The organism is Rubritalea sp. (assembly GCF_039830215.1).
Lineage (GTDB): Bacteria > Verrucomicrobiota > Verrucomicrobiia > Verrucomicrobiales > Akkermansiaceae > Rubritalea.
Genome location: NZ_JBDOPO010000332.1, coordinates 1 through 15,974, shown reverse-complemented (window position 1 = coordinate 15,974; position 15,974 = coordinate 1). Strand labels below are relative to the sequence as shown.

19 protein-coding genes are annotated in these 15,974 nt (G+C 46.0%); 9 read left to right on the top strand and 10 right to left on the bottom strand.

Annotation, left to right across the window (positions count from 1 at the left end):
• A partial coding sequence (locus ABGY95_RS11275) for a hypothetical protein (RefSeq protein ID WP_347441783.1) occupies nt 1-266 on the bottom strand: 266 nt, incomplete at its 3' end.
• Nucleotides 267-371: 105 nt separating this feature from the next.
• Here ABGY95_RS11275 and ABGY95_RS11270 point away from each other — a divergent pair.
• Nucleotides 372-1,169 carry a TIGR00282 family metallophosphoesterase gene (locus tag ABGY95_RS11270; protein ID WP_347441784.1) on the top strand — a complete coding sequence of 266 codons (798 nt, stop codon included), beginning with the start codon at nt 372-374 and terminating at the stop codon, nt 1,167-1,169.
• A gap of 31 nt (nt 1,170-1,200) precedes the next feature.
• On the opposite strand, the gene ABGY95_RS11265 is transcribed toward ABGY95_RS11270, so the two are convergent.
• Both ABGY95_RS11265 and ABGY95_RS11260 read right to left on the bottom strand, forming a co-directional pair.
• Nucleotides 1,201-2,037, bottom strand: a complete 837-nt coding sequence (locus tag ABGY95_RS11265) for a DUF4339 domain-containing protein (RefSeq protein ID WP_347441782.1) — start codon at nt 2,035-2,037, stop codon at nt 1,201-1,203.
• 94 nt (nt 2,038-2,131) lie between these two features.
• The gene (locus ABGY95_RS11260; RefSeq protein ID WP_347441781.1) at nt 2,132-2,926 is read right to left on the bottom strand and encodes a M14 family metallocarboxypeptidase; all 795 of its coding nucleotides are present in this window, start codon (nt 2,924-2,926) and stop codon (nt 2,132-2,134) included.
• Between the two features lie 64 nt (nt 2,927-2,990).
• Here ABGY95_RS11260 and ABGY95_RS11255 point away from each other — a divergent pair, with 64 nt between their 5' ends.
• Nucleotides 2,991-3,884 carry a D-hexose-6-phosphate mutarotase gene (locus tag ABGY95_RS11255; RefSeq protein ID WP_347441780.1) on the top strand — a complete coding sequence of 298 codons (894 nt, stop codon included), beginning with the start codon at nt 2,991-2,993 and terminating at the stop codon, nt 3,882-3,884.
• 1 nt (nt 3,885) lies between these two features.
• Nucleotides 3,886-4,902: an A/G-specific adenine glycosylase gene (locus tag ABGY95_RS11250; RefSeq protein ID WP_347441779.1), complete on the top strand. Its 1,017-nt coding sequence runs from the start codon at nt 3,886-3,888 to the stop codon at nt 4,900-4,902.
• Between the two features lie 15 nt (nt 4,903-4,917).
• On the opposite strand, the gene ABGY95_RS11245 is transcribed toward ABGY95_RS11250, so the two are convergent.
• On the bottom strand, nt 4,918-5,472 hold the full coding sequence (locus ABGY95_RS11245) for a plasmid pRiA4b ORF-3 family protein (protein ID WP_347441778.1): 555 nt from the start codon (nt 5,470-5,472) through the stop codon (nt 4,918-4,920).
• A 124-nt stretch (nt 5,473-5,596) separates the two neighbouring features.
• Between ABGY95_RS11245 and ABGY95_RS11240 the strand changes: the two genes are divergently transcribed.
• The 4 genes from ABGY95_RS11240 (at nt 5,597) to ABGY95_RS11225 (ending at nt 9,371) form a co-directional block, all read left to right on the top strand.
• Complete coding sequence (locus ABGY95_RS11240) at nt 5,597-6,271, top strand: hypothetical protein (RefSeq protein WP_347441777.1); 675 nt, start codon at nt 5,597-5,599, stop codon at nt 6,269-6,271.
• A 520-nt stretch (nt 6,272-6,791) separates the two neighbouring features.
• Nucleotides 6,792-7,847 (top strand): hypothetical protein, encoded by a 1,056-nt coding sequence (locus tag ABGY95_RS11235; protein WP_347441776.1) that lies wholly within the window; start codon nt 6,792-6,794, stop codon nt 7,845-7,847.
• 72 nt (nt 7,848-7,919) lie between these two features.
• Nucleotides 7,920-8,387: a hypothetical protein gene (locus tag ABGY95_RS11230; RefSeq protein ID WP_347441775.1), complete on the top strand. Its 468-nt coding sequence runs from the start codon at nt 7,920-7,922 to the stop codon at nt 8,385-8,387.
• Nucleotides 8,388-8,399: 12 nt separating this feature from the next.
• Nucleotides 8,400-9,371, top strand: a complete 972-nt coding sequence (locus ABGY95_RS11225) for a hypothetical protein (protein ID WP_347441774.1) — start codon at nt 8,400-8,402, stop codon at nt 9,369-9,371.
• A gap of 77 nt (nt 9,372-9,448) precedes the next feature.
• On the opposite strand, the gene ABGY95_RS11220 is transcribed toward ABGY95_RS11225, so the two are convergent.
• From ABGY95_RS11220 to cyoE, 6 genes are read right to left on the bottom strand one after another with little or no spacing between them, the layout of a single operon-like run.
• The gene (locus ABGY95_RS11220) at nt 9,449-9,805 is read right to left on the bottom strand and encodes a pyrimidine/purine nucleoside phosphorylase (protein WP_347441773.1); all 357 of its coding nucleotides are present in this window, start codon (nt 9,803-9,805) and stop codon (nt 9,449-9,451) included.
• A gap of 12 nt (nt 9,806-9,817) precedes the next feature.
• Nucleotides 9,818-11,110, bottom strand: coding sequence for a histidinol dehydrogenase (gene hisD, locus ABGY95_RS11215; RefSeq protein ID WP_347441772.1), 1,293 nt, complete (start codon nt 11,108-11,110; stop codon nt 9,818-9,820).
• 34 nt (nt 11,111-11,144) lie between these two features.
• Nucleotides 11,145-11,753, bottom strand: a complete 609-nt coding sequence (locus tag ABGY95_RS11210; protein WP_347441771.1) for a DUF420 domain-containing protein — start codon at nt 11,751-11,753, stop codon at nt 11,145-11,147.
• Nucleotides 11,754-11,766: 13 nt separating this feature from the next.
• Nucleotides 11,767-12,498 (bottom strand): SCO family protein, encoded by a 732-nt coding sequence (locus ABGY95_RS11205; RefSeq protein ID WP_347441770.1) that lies wholly within the window; start codon nt 12,496-12,498, stop codon nt 11,767-11,769.
• A gap of 26 nt (nt 12,499-12,524) precedes the next feature.
• Complete coding sequence (locus tag ABGY95_RS11200; RefSeq protein ID WP_347441769.1) at nt 12,525-13,433, bottom strand: hypothetical protein; 909 nt, start codon at nt 13,431-13,433, stop codon at nt 12,525-12,527.
• A gap of 29 nt (nt 13,434-13,462) precedes the next feature.
• The gene (cyoE, locus tag ABGY95_RS11195; RefSeq protein WP_347441768.1) at nt 13,463-14,392 is read right to left on the bottom strand and encodes a heme o synthase; all 930 of its coding nucleotides are present in this window, start codon (nt 14,390-14,392) and stop codon (nt 13,463-13,465) included.
• Nucleotides 14,393-14,607: 215 nt separating this feature from the next.
• Between cyoE and nrdR the strand changes: the two genes are divergently transcribed.
• The gene (gene nrdR / locus ABGY95_RS11190) at nt 14,608-15,099 is read left to right on the top strand and encodes a transcriptional regulator NrdR (RefSeq protein ID WP_347441767.1); all 492 of its coding nucleotides are present in this window, start codon (nt 14,608-14,610) and stop codon (nt 15,097-15,099) included.
• A gap of 21 nt (nt 15,100-15,120) precedes the next feature.
• Nucleotides 15,121-15,693 carry a hypothetical protein gene (locus ABGY95_RS11185; RefSeq protein ID WP_347441766.1) on the top strand — a complete coding sequence of 191 codons (573 nt, stop codon included), beginning with the start codon at nt 15,121-15,123 and terminating at the stop codon, nt 15,691-15,693.
• Nucleotides 15,694-15,974: the final 281 nt, after the last annotated feature.

Sequence of the window (15,974 nt, the reverse complement as noted above, 5' to 3'; positions counted from 1 at the left end):
TCCAAATCATCCCATTGCGGCGCATGACCAAGAGCTGATTGATGCGCATCATACTCCGCGGGAACGGCCTCGTTAGGCTCATCATTAGCGCCAATGGCCGCAGTGACTCCTTCCACTATTATTGAAGTTGGCTCGAGTTGGTTGGACGTTTCAAATTTGGGCATTTTTGGGGGCTTCGTTTGTGAAACCACAGCTTGCACAATGAACGCTCCAAGCAAGACGCTGACAACTAGGGAGATTTCCAAAGCTAAGTTTTTACGGGGCATGGTAGTGATAGGGCTGGTATCGCTGGAGGTGGTGTGGTTTGCTCGTCGAACTGCTACAGCAGATACTACATCTGTTTACGAATGAAACGAAGACCAAGTTACGCAATGCGCATTCTTTTTTTAGGAGACATAGTCGGTGAACCCGGCAGAAAGTCAGTGATCAAATTCCTTCCTCTTATTCAGAAGGAACATGCTATCGATTTCATTATTGTAAATGGCGAAAACTCAGCTGGCGGTCGAGGCATTACCCCCTCCATAGCCAACGACCTATTCAAGGCTGGTGTAGATGTCATCACCACCGGTGATCATGCCTGGGACCAACGCGAGTTAGCGGCTCACCTCAGTACAGAGAACCGCATTTTGCGCCCAATAAACTATCCCGAAGGCGTCCCAGGGAGTGGCCTCATTACTATCGATACACCCGCTGGGAAATTAGCCGTTCTCAATGCCCAAGGCCGCACCTTCATGGGCCAAGCTCTAGAGAACCCCTTCATCATTCTAGAAGACACAGTCGATGCTCTTATAAAAGAAGACATCAAAATGATCTTCCTCGATTTCCACGCCGAAACTACCAGTGAGAAAATCGCGATGGGCTACCATCTCGATGGGAAAGCCTCCGTCATCGTAGGCACTCACACCCACGTCCAAACCGCTGACGAACGTATCCTGCCAAATGGAACAGCCCATATTACTGATGCTGGTATGTGTGGCCCTGAAACCTCCGTTTTAGGTCGAAATGTAGAGAGCATTATCTATCGTTTTAAATCATCGCTCCCTACTCGCTTCCCTGTAGCCAAGGGCCCAGTGAGACTTTGCGGAGTGATTGCTGAGATTGACCCTACAACGGGAAGGGCAAAAAAAATCGAGAGATACAATCGCCTGCTAGAGCCAAGCGAGATGTAGTCTGCGGTCTCTCGCGCATACTTCCTTTTGACTACTCACGCTCATTTTTTTTCTGTTTAATCATCTGCTCCTGACGCGCTTTTGAGCTAGCATCTCTACTCGCGTTTGCGTTGAAACGAGAGGTGTAACCAGTTTTATCCTTATAAAATTCGGTCATATTTACAGTCATCGAGAGTGGTGACAAGTTCTTCATCCCTTCTTTAGCCCAAAAAAACAAACCACTACCGGCAGTAAACACCCCAAACAGAAGCACGTAAAAAATTGCCCCTGCTCCATTTTTTTTGCGGTGACCGTAATTTCTGGGAGCAAACAAACATATCATATAAACCCATAAGTTGTATACTGGCACGAAAACTCCTAACCCGTGTGCTTTTGCGTACCCAGCATGCTGCATTCGATTCGCAGCGATTTGCCAAGTCGTGACAGCCAATGCCAGTAATGGTAGCACTTTAAAAAAGAGACTAGAACTAACTCTCGATGGCGTGAGTATTTGATACACTTGAAGCTCTGTTAGAATGGCGATTGCCAGAGCTACTGGAATAAACCAGCCAAAATAAAAGTATAAGTTAAAGAGAGCTCTGGAAACGCCACTACACTTGATATCTTCATCTCTACCCGTTGTACCGATCGAACTTATCACACGAGCATCTGCTTGGGCGGCAGCAGCTCTAATTTTCTTAACCTCAGCATCAAAAGGCTTGGCTTCAGCTAGGTTGACCCACTGTTTCATCCCCTGTTTCCACACTTGAGTCGAGTCAAGGTAGACCTCCTGCTTTGCTATTTTATGGCAAATTTCCTCAGAAGTCACCGGACCTCGACGGTGCCCCAGGCTCAGATAAAACCATTCTTTTTCAACTGCTTTTCCCATAACTCTGATCTACTTGAAATAGTCCAGTGATGTTAATTATAAAGATGATCAGCTAAAAAAGTAAGTAAATTCTGCACACATATCAACATCAATACTAGATACAGATTCTCAGTGCTGCGCAAACTGCCACTTTATGCGCCTTCACGCGCAGCGACAACTCAAGACTACTCGGCGTTTCGAAGGTAAAGGATAGCGGGCATCCTTGCACCGCTAGGAAAATAGCTTCTGGCCAATGTTTCGGCTCATCAGGTTCACTTCCATGGTAAATCCACCCAGCCTCTCGAACTTCATGGTCGTCGATGAGAGACTCGGGCTCCATCGGCATCGTAGGGGCAAGCGCTTCAACCATCCGAGCGTAGCGTTGGGGGCGATCCTCTAATTGATTTATTTCATAAAAATAGAAGCCCGAACTCTCCCAGTCTTCATGCAAAGAAATCGCAAAATCGCACTTTATCCCCTCTATCCATTTTGCGTGAGAAGCTACCTCAAAAGATTTGCAGTTGAGGTAATCGCGGTTCAAATCAAAGCCCTGATAATTCTCACGTGTCCCCGCCTGAAGCCCAGTCGGATTTAAAATTGGACACACGTACCACGAGCACGATTCGTTAAGAACCCTTTCTTTCAAGAGCTCTAACAATGCTAATGGCCCTGCCGGCTCATCACCATGTATGCCCGACGATAGATAGACAGTTCTCTCACTCATTCTCCGCATGAGCGTGTAGCCGTATATAGGAAAACCCTCCACTTCACAGAGTAACTCACGCTGAGCCCCCATCGCCTGTAACTCTCTATCGCATGCCTCTATGAGTTCTTTCACCTCCATTCCCACCAGTGAACCACAGCCAAATGTGCGATCAACTCCGAAGTTCCAGTGATTTCTCCACATCATGGTTGTTAGAACAAATGAGGTGCTTATCAGTTGACTCCAACGAGAACCAATACAGCCTATACCCATGGCTCCAACGCTCTCAAAAAAGCACCTCATCCCATTTGAACTTTGGTATGAAGATTTTGCCCCTGGCTATCCAACCATCCGTATCAGCAATGCTCACGCCTCGGCAACTATTGCTCTTCACGGAGCTCACGTTATTGATTGGATTCCACGCGATCAAGAACCCGTCATTTTTACGAGCCGAGAAGCAATATTCACAGAAGGAAAAGCCATCCGCGGAGGCATTCCCATTTGTTGGCCGTGGTTTGGAGCCCATCCAAACGATCAGTCCATGCCAGCCCATGGAGTTGCTAGAAACCGATTCTGGCAATTAGCTAGCAGTCACAGCACTGAAGAATTCACTGAAGTCACGCTACAACTGAACACTCAGACTATCGACATCTGCCAAGACGACACAAGTGTCAGCCTCACCATCAGAGTCGGGCAATCACTAAGTTTAGCGCTAAAAACCACTAACAATGGTAACACTCCAGTCACTATAGGAGGAGCATTACACAGCTACTTTTATGTCAGTGACATCGGAAAAACCACTCTCAGCGGGCTTGAAAACTCCACTTATCTCGATGCTCTAGACGGAACAACAAAACTCCAAGAAGGTTCCATCCACTTCAAATCCGAAGTCGACACGGTGTATCTTCAAACTGACAAAACAGTTGTCATTCACGACCCAGGATTCAAGCGCGATATTACCGTTGAAAAGACAGGCAGCCTATCAACAGTTGTGTGGAACCCTTGGACTGAAAAGTCCAAATCGTTAGCCGACTTAGCAGACGATGAGTTCCATGACTTCGTTTGCGTAGAGACCTCTAATGCGCTAGAAGATGTGTACAACCTCGCCCCTGGAGCCGAACATAGCCTAACCGCCACAATCAGCGCCATCCCGACATCAACCTAAAATGCTTACACCCAAACAAACTCGGTTATTCCAATCAGCTCTCGTTGATTGGTTTAAGCTTGTCGCCAAAGACTACCCATGGCGACAAACGACCGATCCCTGGCACATCTTGGTTTCGGAAGTCATGCTCCAACAAACCCAAGTCGCCACTGTCCTCGGAAAAGGATTTTACACCCGGTTTCTTGAGCGCTACCCCACACCTGCATCGATCGCTGATGCACCCGAGCAAGAAATCCTCAGCGCTTGGGAGGGCCTCGGCTATTACAGGCGAGTGAGAAACCTACAAAAAGCAGCCAAAGCAATCTGTGAAAATCACAATGGCACATTCCCAACGCTACATTCCGAGATTCTCGATCTACCGGGAATCGGTCGATACACCGCTGGCGCCGTCGCCTCATTTGCCTATGACCAATGCCAACCACTGGTCGATGCTAATGTCGCACGCATTTTCTCTAGGGTTTTCGATTACCAAGAACGCGTCGATAGCACCACTGGCACCAAACAACTGTGGCTATGGGCTGAAGCCTTAGTGTCAAAAGATCACCCGAGACTTTATAACTCTGCCCTGATGGAGCTTGGCCAACAAATCTGCACAAATAAGTCACCAAAGTGTGACGTTTGCCCCGTGAGAACTTGGTGCTCAGCTACTGACCCGACCAAACTTCCTCTAAAAAAAGCACGCAAGAAAACTGTCTTGTTAGATGAGTTGTGCATGCTTGCACTGAATTCAACAAACCAGACTATTCTCTTACACCAAGCCCGCGGATCAGCACGGAGGTCAGGTATGTGGAAGCTCCCAGAGCGCCTAGCGCACGAGCTGGAAAACCAGCCGTTATTACTTGAGGACAACTACGCTATCACCCATCACAAAGTAACTCTTTATGTGTATCAGGCACCGAAAAAAATAGTGCTTCAGGAAAATGAAGCTTGGCATCCACTAACAAAACTTCCAGCGCTTCCCTTACCAAGCCCTTTTCGTAAAGCTCTCAACACTCTGCTAAAGGATTACTTTTCCTAAATAAAGGGTTACTTTCTACCCAATCTTAACCTTTGCCACACGGTTTTGTGCCAGCTTAGCATCAAACTTTGCTGGATCATAATTATCATCCATCCAGTCAAGGTCGCCATCAACGCATGCCTGGTAGCCGTGAGCCCCGCCGGCGTCTTCTGGCGGGCAATTGCGCTCACCATCTAACACTTTTGCCATACCTTCGTCGCACTCGACTTTACGTAAAAAGGCGATTTCATGAATCCAGTCTTCTCTGAAATCGTAACGATAAAGCATCCGAGCCGGAAACCTTTTGCGACCTAGCATCTCTTTAAGAGTCACCTCGTTTTCGTCACGAAAATCATCCCCCTGCACAATGTCTTCGTCCACTGAAGCGATCACACTCGTGAGACGCTTTCCTTTGCCATGACGAAACTCGTGCAAGTGTTTATCCTCCCAGCCCATCGCAGCTTGGAGCACATGGTGCAACTCTAAGAAAGTAGCTGACGAAGGTATCGAAACCTCACGCCATATACTAGGTTCGATCTGATAGAGTACAACCTTTAGCTCATAGTGTTCGGGAGTTACTTGCTTTGCCATGGCTACATGTAAAACACAACTCAGAATCATACGCAAGAGCACTTGAGCTAAAAATAAATGAGCCTTCTCTGCAACTCTTAGACTAAAATGCAGTTTCATGTTTCATAACCCAAACCCACGATACATGAAAAACACATTCACATCGATTCTCGCTCTCAGCCTCATCATAGTCTCAACCTCTGCTCAAGCTAAAGGAAAAATAGGTCACAAAAAACACCGTAAACATGCAGTAAAATCAGTCGTAGGTGACACCTCAGAATTTGGTGTACTCAAAGATAAATTCTCTGCACACCAGCGGCTCACCTCTGGTGGTGGCGAGTATTATACCAAATCAGAATCCCGCCTTAGGGCCGAGCACAGCCAGCTCTACCACTCTATCCAAAGAGCCGTCACCGAAGACCGCATCAGCGAACAAGACGCACGAGACGCTATCAACTACCTTCTCAAGGTCGGAGCTAAACACCTCGCAGCTGGAGATGCCGCTAGCTTCACAAAAACCTCAGAAGAACTCAGCCAAATTAAGAAATCAATCAAAGCCAAAATGACGGAGAAAGTACCTGCAGGCATCATCACTCCAAACGTTAACCGCCTCCAATTCCAGATGGAAGAAGCCATTCGCTTCGGTGAAGCCACCGACCGACTCAGCTCAGGCGATATTAAATCACTTCGTCGTAAAATCGATTCCCTAGAAGCCCAAGAAGACAAAGCTAAAGCAGATGAAACCCTCTCCGACCGAGACCATGAAAAGCTCCTACAAGACAGCCGCGAAATCTGGCAAGACACGCTAGGAAAATTCTAAGGATCTCAACACACGCATTCTCCACCTTGCAACTCAGAGAGTTCAGCTCTCTGAGTTTTGTTTGAAGCAAATCATTCCTCTTTTGTTGCCAAGGTAACAAACCTATTGAGTACCTTAATTCACAATTACAATTGTAAAAGTGAATTATTCACCCGCAAAAAAGCAAGAATGTTCAAAAATTTAAGGTACTTATGGTAACCAACAAACCCTTACAAAAGCTGAGCTTAGTGACTATTCAACAAGCCCGCATGAACCGAGCATCCTAAAAGTTCGATTTACAGCAAGAGTGATTAAAGGGCATAATGTACAAAAGAAAACGAATCTATTTGCTCTACTAAATATCATAACACTCTAAAATAAAACATCATCAAGAAATTATGTAGACATCAATTTAGTAAAAAAACTGTAATATAAACTATATACTAGACGAAGAATAAATCTCACACTGAGCTCCGCACTAAGACTCATATTTGTATTTTAGAGCCATAAATCGTCTCTGCAAAACCGAATACACTAAAGAATGAAAACTCAAAAATTATTAACTCTAGTCAGTACAACGGCTGCATTGGTAACTTACACTCAAGCTGCCGAGCCATCCATTCCAATAGGTAAGCTCCACATTGACGCCACAGTTGTGGTTCCTAATGTCATTCCAAATCTTTCCTGGGAAATCACCCACCCTATAGACGTCACTGATGTGGTAGATATTGATGAAAACACTGATACTGTGACAACCACTAAAAAGGTTCTGGTTAAAGTCAGTATGATTGGTACAGGCATTACCGACCGTAGGGGTAATGAATATGACTCAGTTTCAGAAATTAAGTTCGGAACTGGTCCTTGGGAGCATATTTTCACAGGGCCTGGCCGCGCGGTCGACACGACCGATATCCTGATCGAAAAAGAGGTTGAACCTGGGGTTAAAATTCAATTTCGCTCACGCTATACTGGTTACGACGAGTGGATATACAACTCATCTTCCGAAATTCAAGTGCTCACCAAAGGCCAAAAGCCTCCGTCAAACCCAGCCAGTGACGAGCTCGCGACTTCCGCAGAGAAGTACATGCAGGATTACTCACAGGGGCCTGATGGCACATTGAGTATAGGCGACCTCGACATCATTTATGCAGCAGAACTCACGCATACTGACACTTCAAGCTCAGGCTATGACATGCAAGACTCCATTGTTCTTGTCAGTTTTTCAGATATAGAAACTCAGATAGGATCAGCAAAAGGCGAGGCTATGGATAAGGTTAATGGCGGTAAATCAAATAACGGTCACGGTAACAATATTGACGGCATTGATGTCAGCAACCCTGGCGAGGGCCAAGGTGGACCAAATGGAGAGCTAGACACTGACTACGACGGAGACGGTACCTATGAGGACGATGAAGGCAAAGGTGGAAAGAAAAGTAACCGTGAGTACACTAAGGGAACCAAAAATGAACACGATTATTCTGACTACGACACCTCTAAGGGTTGTGGCTATGCTGGCGGCGGCAAACCAAAAGATAGGTCACACAGAAAAGATCACGAAAAAGATCAAGCTAAGAAAAAAGGCCGAAAAAACCACTAACGATTAACCACTTACGAAAACCTTAATCTCACAACCGAGGCTTCTTATTTCCCATCAAATAAATCATCATCTATGAAAATTTCATCTCTGATAGCAATGGCTGCTTCATTCGCCACACTTTTAGTCAGTTCTGCAGTACTTCACGCTGAGGAAAAAGACTCTACAAGAGGCTTTAGTAAAAGGGAAAAGAAAGGCCTGCTAGAAACATCAATCATTTTACACAGCCGAGGGAAATTGGCTCTGGTTCCTAAAGGCTCCATCATTGTGCTACCTAAGGACCTTGAAAGTAAAATAGCGACTAATACAACCAAAGGGAAACTTGTCAGTTGGAAGAAATTTCTATCCGCTAACGGATCATGGATCCATATGTTTCCTGTCTCATTCGACCAAGCAATAGGTAAAGCAACCATCACACTCGAGCAACAAAAGAGTCTGCGACAGCTCAACAAACTCGTGATTGCTCGCCGAGGCACCAACCTAGTCTCGGTGTCGCCTAAAGCTATGGAAACTGAAGAAACTGAAAAGAAGTCTTCACTATAGAAAGCCACTTCAATGAAAACAATCTACATAACATTACTCGTAAGCTCAATAGCTTGTAGCGCAGGAGAATACGCCAACTACATCAGGGAGTCACACTTCATAACTGGTAAGCCTGGCGAAACCCCACATTACGAATACCACACTGACATTGAAAATGTTGATGGGGCAAAAGGTAAACTTGGCGTTCTCAACAAAACAGTCTACGACCTTTTTGTTGTAGAGACTGGCAATCTATCTAAGGAGTACTCACTAGACTCAAAAACAGTATACACACACGCCCCATCTGCAGAACTATCGATCATCAGTGATGGCCCTGCGACGAGTGAGCCCTTCACACGTGCGGACAAGCCTTTTTACGTAACCTATACGGTGCAGAATCTCACTCCTGAATCAGACATCGCGGATCCACGCTTCAATTCTGTGGTACTGATGAGCGAGACTAGCACCAAAAGACTCACGCTCTCGACCATCGATGACAACGTGCAAGCTAAAACTGTAAAATACATGCCTATGCCTCTCATGGGCGGATCTGATTCAACTAAGGTTTCTGGTAGTATAAATTTCACCATCAATGAAAACGCTGAGATCGACGCAGATGAATTTGCCTCGCAAGAAGTAAAAATTCTACCAAAACATGTGGGTAGTTTGACGGGGATCGACAGCTCTGAAAGGTATTTCAAGATACCTGATGCCACTTTTAATATCACCAACATGTACCCAGATTCTACGGTTCGTTTTTACGTCTACCCAGATGACAATCCGTCTAATGAAACAACAATCAAAAATATTCCTGTGAGCCAAGAACTCACTAATATTAAGGACAGTATCATCACAGGCCTCGATGAGTACATTGTGACAAAAGGTGAATGGACACTGGTTGCACAGCTTACTGAAACACCTTGGGAAGATGAGATTATTGACCAAATTTCATTTACAAAAGTAACCAATCTAAAAGTAAGAGGGAACATCAACACTCAAAACTAATTTGTTAATCACAAAAAAGCTCAGGCTATACAGCCTGAGCTTTTTTGTGTGGTCATTTTAAACTAAAATAACCGTACTTAGTTTTGAATATATGAACAAATGTACTGAGCTAGTCGATCTCCCACTTCGATAGTGAAGCCTGAATCAGCAGCCACATCAAAGTGCTGGCCAGCTACGTAAGTCTCTACTACCTCTGATCCATCGAGTCTCACCTTGCACGTTCCATCGATAATCTCCATACGCTCAGCCGCTTCTGTGCCGAAATGGTAACTTCCTTGAAAAATAACTCCACAGGTTTTAGTTGTACCATCTTTCAGGGTAATCCCATGAGAGACTACGTTCCCGTCGAAGTAAATATTGGCTTTCGCGTGTGCTGTGACATTTTTAAATTCCATGGCCTCTTTGTATGCTGAGGCCATGTGACTGTGAAGCATGAATTGTGTCCACTATTGAGCGTTCGCTCGGATAGTCACAGATGCACCGTGAGCGTCGAGTCCTTCCACTCTGGCAAACTCGGCAACATACTTCTCCGACTTCTGCACGCTTGCTTGATCCATACGCACAATGCTTGTGCGGCGCTGAAATTGGTCAGCACGTATGCCAGAAAAAGATTTACCAGAACCACCGGTAGGTAGCGTGTGGCTGGGTCCTGCGAGGAAATCCCCCACAGCGACAGCCGCGAAATTACCCACATAAATAGCTCCAGCTGTTTTAACCTGATCGAGCCAACGCTCTTCGTCTTCGACGATGAGCGAGAGATGTTCTGGTGCGAAAACATTACAAATGCGCACAGCTTCCTCCAAATGGGGAACAACCAATGCAAATGTCCCAATATCGAGAACTTTACGGATGTATTCAGAGCGGGAGAGATTCTTAATTTGTCGTTCTACTTCAATCTCGACCTTGGCTAACAACTCAACCGAAGTTGTCGCAAATCCGACCACGCTGTCACCACCGTGTTCTGCCTGAGCCAACAAGTCTGCAGCGACAAAAGCAGGATTTGCTGAGTCGTCAGCGATGATAAGAACCTCACTTGGCCCAGGTAAAAGGTCGATAGAGACTGCTCCCACCAACTGGCGTTTTGCTTCCACTACAAAGCTGTTTCCGGGTCCAAAAATTTTCTCCACTGGCTTCACCGTCTCAGTTCCTAGAGCCATGGCTGCAATCGCCTGAGCTCCACCAACCTTGATGATTTCAGTGGCACCAGATTCCTTTAGAGCATAAAGTAAAGATGGATTAACCTTGCCGGTGGCTCCAGCGGGAGTAGCAGCTAAGATATTCTCCACTCCCACTGCTTGACCAATGGCTGCCGTCATCAGAGCTGTTGAAACAAGAGGCGCCTTACCTCCCGGCACATACACTCCAACCCGGTCGTATGGTACAAAACGCTCTCCTACCTCAGCACCTTCCGCATTAGTATACTTCCAATCTTGGCGCATACTTTTATGAGCAAATGCTTGGACATTCTTCTTCGAAGCAGCAATAGCTTCCTTCACAGAATCTTCGACCAATTCTTCAGCCTCAGCCAATTCAGCCTCACTCACGTAGAGAGTCTCATCAGTCAACGTCAGCTTATCAAATTTTTGAGTATACTCATACACAGCTTTATTACCGTCCTTTTTCACGGCCCCCACAATGGCTGCCACAGTCTCATAGATGTCTGAGCTTGGAATAGCTTGACGGTCTAATATCTGAACAAATTCAGCGTACAGAGCATCTTGGTAGCGTATTACTTTCATGCGTCTCTTTCTTTAAATTTTATAATCTAGCTTCTCAATAGTAGGGCTTGAGGAGGAAATAGCAGATCGGCCCAGTCACTGCCACATAAAGCCACACAGGAAAGACCCAGCGCGCCAACTTTTTATGTTTCGCAAACTGATTGGTCACTCCGTTGATCCAAGTGAACAAAATGAACGGAAGACTTACTCCTGCTAACACGATGTGGCTAATGAGGAATACAAAATAGACCGTCCGCGCGCTACCTGCTTCTAGTTTTTCTTGTTCATCTACCACCCCATCACCGTTTAGATCTCCGAAAAGGGTTTCAGAGGTAGTAAAATGGTAAGCCACGTAGCAAAGTAAAAACAGAACAGAGCTAATCATAGCCACATTGATTGCTCGTGTGTGTAGTTTAACTTTCTTGTTTTTTATTGCTAGTACAGCCACCACAAGCGCGATAGCCACAACGCTATTCAACATAGCATGCACTGGCGGGAGAAATCCAAAATTAATCCCATCAGGCAATGCTATTTTCAACTCGGGGCGACGCATCAGCCCGACCAATACTAGCACCACTGCTGTCAGCACCCATGCTACTGTTTTTAGAGTTTGAGATAGAGCTAGCTTTGGCTCGCGTTGAAGAAATTCGTTATAAGATGACATAGAATACAGACTATTAATTTTTGTTAGAATCCATAAGAGATAACTCGATCACCTCGAGCAATTGGCTTTTCTTTGCCTCATAGACGTCCTTTTGATCGTTCGCTAACAGCTCAAATAAATTCACCTTCGCTTGCAGCCTCGATTGCGCATCGATCACAGCAATTCCCATATCGTGGGTAATTGCATCTGAAGCGCCGGTTTTCTTTTCATTCTCTTTGAAATCGATATACCAAAGTTGCTCACGGCAAAATTTTGTAAGTTCCTCCTTTGGTACATTAATCATCCACCACGAGTCGCTATCAGCATTCCACACTTTAGCTGACTCTTGTAGCTTTTCTGGTGTGTCAAATTCTGGATCTAACGTGACAGTCACAAAATGTACATTGGGGTTCGCTTTGAGTTCTTGGTGAAGCTCTTGCATAATGATCTTATTGTAGCCCAGACACATATTACAGCGTGAATAAAACTGAGCAAAAACGACAACCTTACCTTTAATGTCAAAAAGACTAACAGCATCACCGTCTTGGTTCACACCCTTGAGATTGGTAGTCAGCTGCCTGTTTAAAGTGGTGATCGGCTGCACCACGTCTTCAATGCTCAACGCCATGGCGTCTTTGCGCTTCTGCTCACTTTCGGAAGCGCGCGCCTGTCGTACTCCTCCTAGCCAGTTAAAAAAAATAATTAGGCTGACAGCGATCACTGCCACTCCCGTGTATATTGCGATGATTTTGCTTTTATCCGTCATGATGATTGTTTCCTTTAATATCACTTTTACCCATTTGCGCGTTTGCGCAAACGAATTACTTGGAAAGCGATGAATGCCACAATCAATAGGACAACAAAAATCGCTTTGTTGTAATCTGGATCTTTGTCGGCCTCATCTTCATTGAACGTGTAATCGATGACCTTGTGCATGCGCTTGGTCCAAATATTGTCCATGTCATAGTAAAACCCCCTCAACTTTCCATCATAACTGTCTTTATCCTCTAATAAGTTAGGATTTTTTCGGACTTGCTCTCTAGCCTCAGATTGCCTCACTGCGGCGAAATCGAAATCGAACTGTTGATGCTCACCACGCACCCGGCGACTTTGGTCAACCACCCGTAGTTGCGCCGGCACATCGTACTTACCAAATTTTTTGGCATCCTCGGCTTTACGCTCATTGATGTGAGCCATCTTGAGATGATCCTTTAGGTAGCCTATCATTTTCTCTTCACCAGCAGCCATGAACCACCATTGTTTGATATCTGCTCCGACCTCATCGGCAATCTTCGCCAATTCCTCGTAACCATGCTTTGTCGGGTCAGCTACAGAGAGACATACCAAGTGAAAGTCCTCACGGCCTTTATAGCGTTCTGCCAACTCCTGCATCTTAGCTAGCTGGATTTTATTTTCCTCAGCGTGATTCGGAACGATCGGAGCAACCACCCAGACTTTACCTTCGAGGTCATCAAGACCACGACTCTCGCCGTCTTGACAAATGCCTGCAAAATTCTTCGTCAAATGGCTAATACGAGGCGAGCGTCCATCGAGAATTTCCTGCCTATCCTTCGCGTCTTTTTGGAAGTATGCCCAAATAATCGCAGGCCCCCCCACCGCCATCATAAGACAAAGTATAATTACGGTACGGCGAATTGCCTTAGGGTCGCGTTCAGCGGGATCCAGTTCAGAAACATTCATGATGATTTTATAAAGTGAGTACTACCTACTCAATTCCAACTAATGGTCAAAAGTATGAGAGCTAAGGGTAAATACAAGAGTGTGAAAAAGAACAACTTGCGCGACGACTTACGGTCGCCAATCCGTCCAAAATCGACCGACAGCTTACACATGTAGGCTCCGGCTAAAAATCCTCCGACACCAAAAGCCCAACCTGCCATCCCAAGTCCCGGCAAGCACGCTAGAGGAGCGAGCAGCGTCAACATCGCTGAATAGATCAATGCCAAGCGGGCCGTCTTCTTGCCGCTCACGTCGCCATTTGACCACATTTTATACCCAGCCTCTTCGTATTGCTCACGGCAAAACCAGTTGATCGCCACAAAGTGAGGCAATTGCCATAAAAAGAGTAGAGCAAATAAATACCATGACTCCATAGCGTACCATGAGCAGCCTGCTGCTGCCCAGCCTATCATTGGCGGTGTTGCCCCAGGGATAGCTCCCACTAAAGTATTCGCAGAATGTTGGCGCTTCATTGGGGTGTAAGCAAAAACGTAAATTCCTATCGTAGCCGCAGCTATATAAGCCGCCTCGGCATTCACCATATTACCTAGGTGAATCACTCCAAAAGCAGAAAGGCCCCAGCCAATGATGAAAGCAGACGTCACACTCATGCGCTGGGACGGCAATGGACGATTCTTGGTCCGATCCATCGTGCGATCTTGCTCGATCTCCATTAGCTGGTTGAAGGCTGCAGCTCCAAAGGCTGCAGCTGCAGTGCCCAGTAAAGTATGGAATAACAACCACCAATTGACCATCCCCCAGGTAAATGCTCCTGTTTGGGATTTAGACGCTAGGATAAAGCCAAAAAGTGTCGTAACCAAAACAAATACGTTCAAACGTACCTTTGTCAGCACCATTAGATCCTGGCGCATGGAAACTGCTTCAGATTTCTCAACTAATTTGGTAGGCTGCTCGCTCATTACTGCGGCACTATGCACCTCAAACTACTTTTGCCAAGACCGAACATTTTACAATTTTCTGTCTTTTTTTGTGAACAACTCACGAATCTTCCCATCATTTTAAAACTTTTAGTTTAGATCACTTAACTATGATAGCCGCATTATTTTATTCCTCTTTTTTAGCATAGACTTCACGGAGCTCACTCCACATACACAATCCCAACTTACCTGTATCAATGCGCTGTATTCAATGTGGATCTCTAGAAGATAAAGTCATCGACTCTCGAATGTCGAAAGACGGAACGACTACCCGTCGCAGACGTGTTTGCCTTCAGTGCAGCTACCGTTACACGACCTACGAACAAATTGAGCGCACCGAGCTACAAGTGGTGAAGCGCGACGGCACCCGCCAAACTGTCAACCGTGAGAAACTATTGCGAGGGCTGGTCAAAGCCTGCGAAAAACGTCCAGTTTCGATGGACCGATTGGACCGCGCCGTAGAAGAAATTCTCGCCGAACTCCACAAGGATCACCTGTCTGAATGCCCATCTAACATCATTGGTGTCAAGGTAATGGACAAGCTCCATGACATCGATCCTGTAGCCTATGTACGCTACGTTTCCGTCTATCGCCAGTTCGAAGACGTTGGTGAGTTCATCCGTGAAATCCAAAAGCTCGAGAACCGCTCACACAGCAACGCCCTCCAGCGCCCGCTTTTTAAAGACTAATAAACCCCACCTCACAAAACTATGATATGCATCGTCGGTAATCTCCCAGTCCTGCAAGTAGGACGCTACCAAGTCACTGGCTACAGCACGCAATGGATCCGCAGGGCCATCGAGCAGGCTGCAGTGGATGCCCAGCAAGATGGGTTTGCATTCACCGAGGATGTCTACGAAGGTGTCATTCACTATTTAGAGCACAAATGTTCACTGCGTCTGCTCAAGCTCGAAGACCTATACAAGAGACTAGCCCACATGCTTAGACGTATTGGTTATGGCTCTATAGCCAATGCACTAGTTCCTATTGCCCCGCCCATCACTATTTCCTTGGAACGTGCAGCGCGCGACGCTGGCGACGGCTTCGAGCTGGCCTTTTTCAAAGAACTTCAAGACGAACTCCATCTTCTGAAAAGCACAGGTGCTGACGAAGTCTACTTCAGCCATGTCGAAGAATGTATCCACGTCCTTAAGAAAACTGATACCTGGAATGACTCCTGCAAAGAACTAGAAGCCGACATTCTAGACTGGCTTGCTAAAGTTGGCACTCAACCAAAGCGGCAAGGATACCGCATCCGAGCCAACCTCAAACAACTCGTCTAAGGGGCTAACGATTGAAAAGAGTTCCGATCTCACCCTAGAATAGAATTCACGGTTGTCAATAATATGGCTCCATTGCCTGGCGCCCATCCCTCGCTAGCAATGAATCACACCTCAAAATCTCATGTTATTAATCAGGCGGAAAACCAGTTGGCACTATTTCTGCTGGATATAAGCTATGAAACTTCAAGACGCACGTACGCTCACACCTAGCCAACTCGAAGATAGACGCAAGCAAGCTGTACTTCTTCGTAAACAGGGGCTCACTTATGCTGAGATTGGCG

Coding starts and splice junctions, on each gene's coding strand:
- ABGY95_RS11265 (WP_347441782.1), bottom strand. CDS start 2,037: ATGGGAAAAGCAGTTGAAAAAGAATGGTTTTATCTGAGCCTGGGGCAC.
- ABGY95_RS11240 (WP_347441777.1), top strand. CDS start 5,597: ATGAAAAACACATTCACATCGATTCTCGCTCTCAGCCTCATCATAGTC.
- ABGY95_RS11230 (WP_347441775.1), top strand. CDS start 7,920: ATGAAAATTTCATCTCTGATAGCAATGGCTGCTTCATTCGCCACACTT.
- ABGY95_RS11210 (WP_347441771.1), bottom strand. CDS start 11,753: ATGTCATCTTATAACGAATTTCTTCAACGCGAGCCAAAGCTAGCTCTA.
- hisD (WP_347441772.1), bottom strand. CDS start 11,110: ATGAAAGTAATACGCTACCAAGATGCTCTGTACGCTGAATTTGTTCAG.
- ABGY95_RS11205 (WP_347441770.1), bottom strand. CDS start 12,498: ATGACGGATAAAAGCAAAATCATCGCAATATACACGGGAGTGGCAGTG.
- ABGY95_RS11260 (WP_347441781.1), bottom strand. CDS start 2,926: ATGATGTGGAGAAATCACTGGAACTTCGGAGTTGATCGCACATTTGGC.
- ABGY95_RS11185 (WP_347441766.1), top strand. CDS start 15,121: ATGATATGCATCGTCGGTAATCTCCCAGTCCTGCAAGTAGGACGCTAC.
- ABGY95_RS11250 (WP_347441779.1), top strand. CDS start 3,886: ATGCTTACACCCAAACAAACTCGGTTATTCCAATCAGCTCTCGTTGAT.
- nrdR (WP_347441767.1), top strand. CDS start 14,608: ATGCGCTGTATTCAATGTGGATCTCTAGAAGATAAAGTCATCGACTCT.
- ABGY95_RS11200 (WP_347441769.1), bottom strand. CDS start 13,433: ATGAATGTTTCTGAACTGGATCCCGCTGAACGCGACCCTAAGGCAATT.
- ABGY95_RS11270 (WP_347441784.1), top strand. CDS start 372: ATGCGCATTCTTTTTTTAGGAGACATAGTCGGTGAACCCGGCAGAAAG.
- ABGY95_RS11255 (WP_347441780.1), top strand. CDS start 2,991: ATGGCTCCAACGCTCTCAAAAAAGCACCTCATCCCATTTGAACTTTGG.
- ABGY95_RS11220 (WP_347441773.1), bottom strand. CDS start 9,805: ATGCTTCACAGTCACATGGCCTCAGCATACAAAGAGGCCATGGAATTT.
- ABGY95_RS11225 (WP_347441774.1), top strand. CDS start 8,400: ATGAAAACAATCTACATAACATTACTCGTAAGCTCAATAGCTTGTAGC.
- ABGY95_RS11245 (WP_347441778.1), bottom strand. CDS start 5,472: ATGGCAAAGCAAGTAACTCCCGAACACTATGAGCTAAAGGTTGTACTC.
- cyoE (WP_347441768.1), bottom strand. CDS start 14,392: ATGAGCGAGCAGCCTACCAAATTAGTTGAGAAATCTGAAGCAGTTTCC.
- ABGY95_RS11235 (WP_347441776.1), top strand. CDS start 6,792: ATGAAAACTCAAAAATTATTAACTCTAGTCAGTACAACGGCTGCATTG.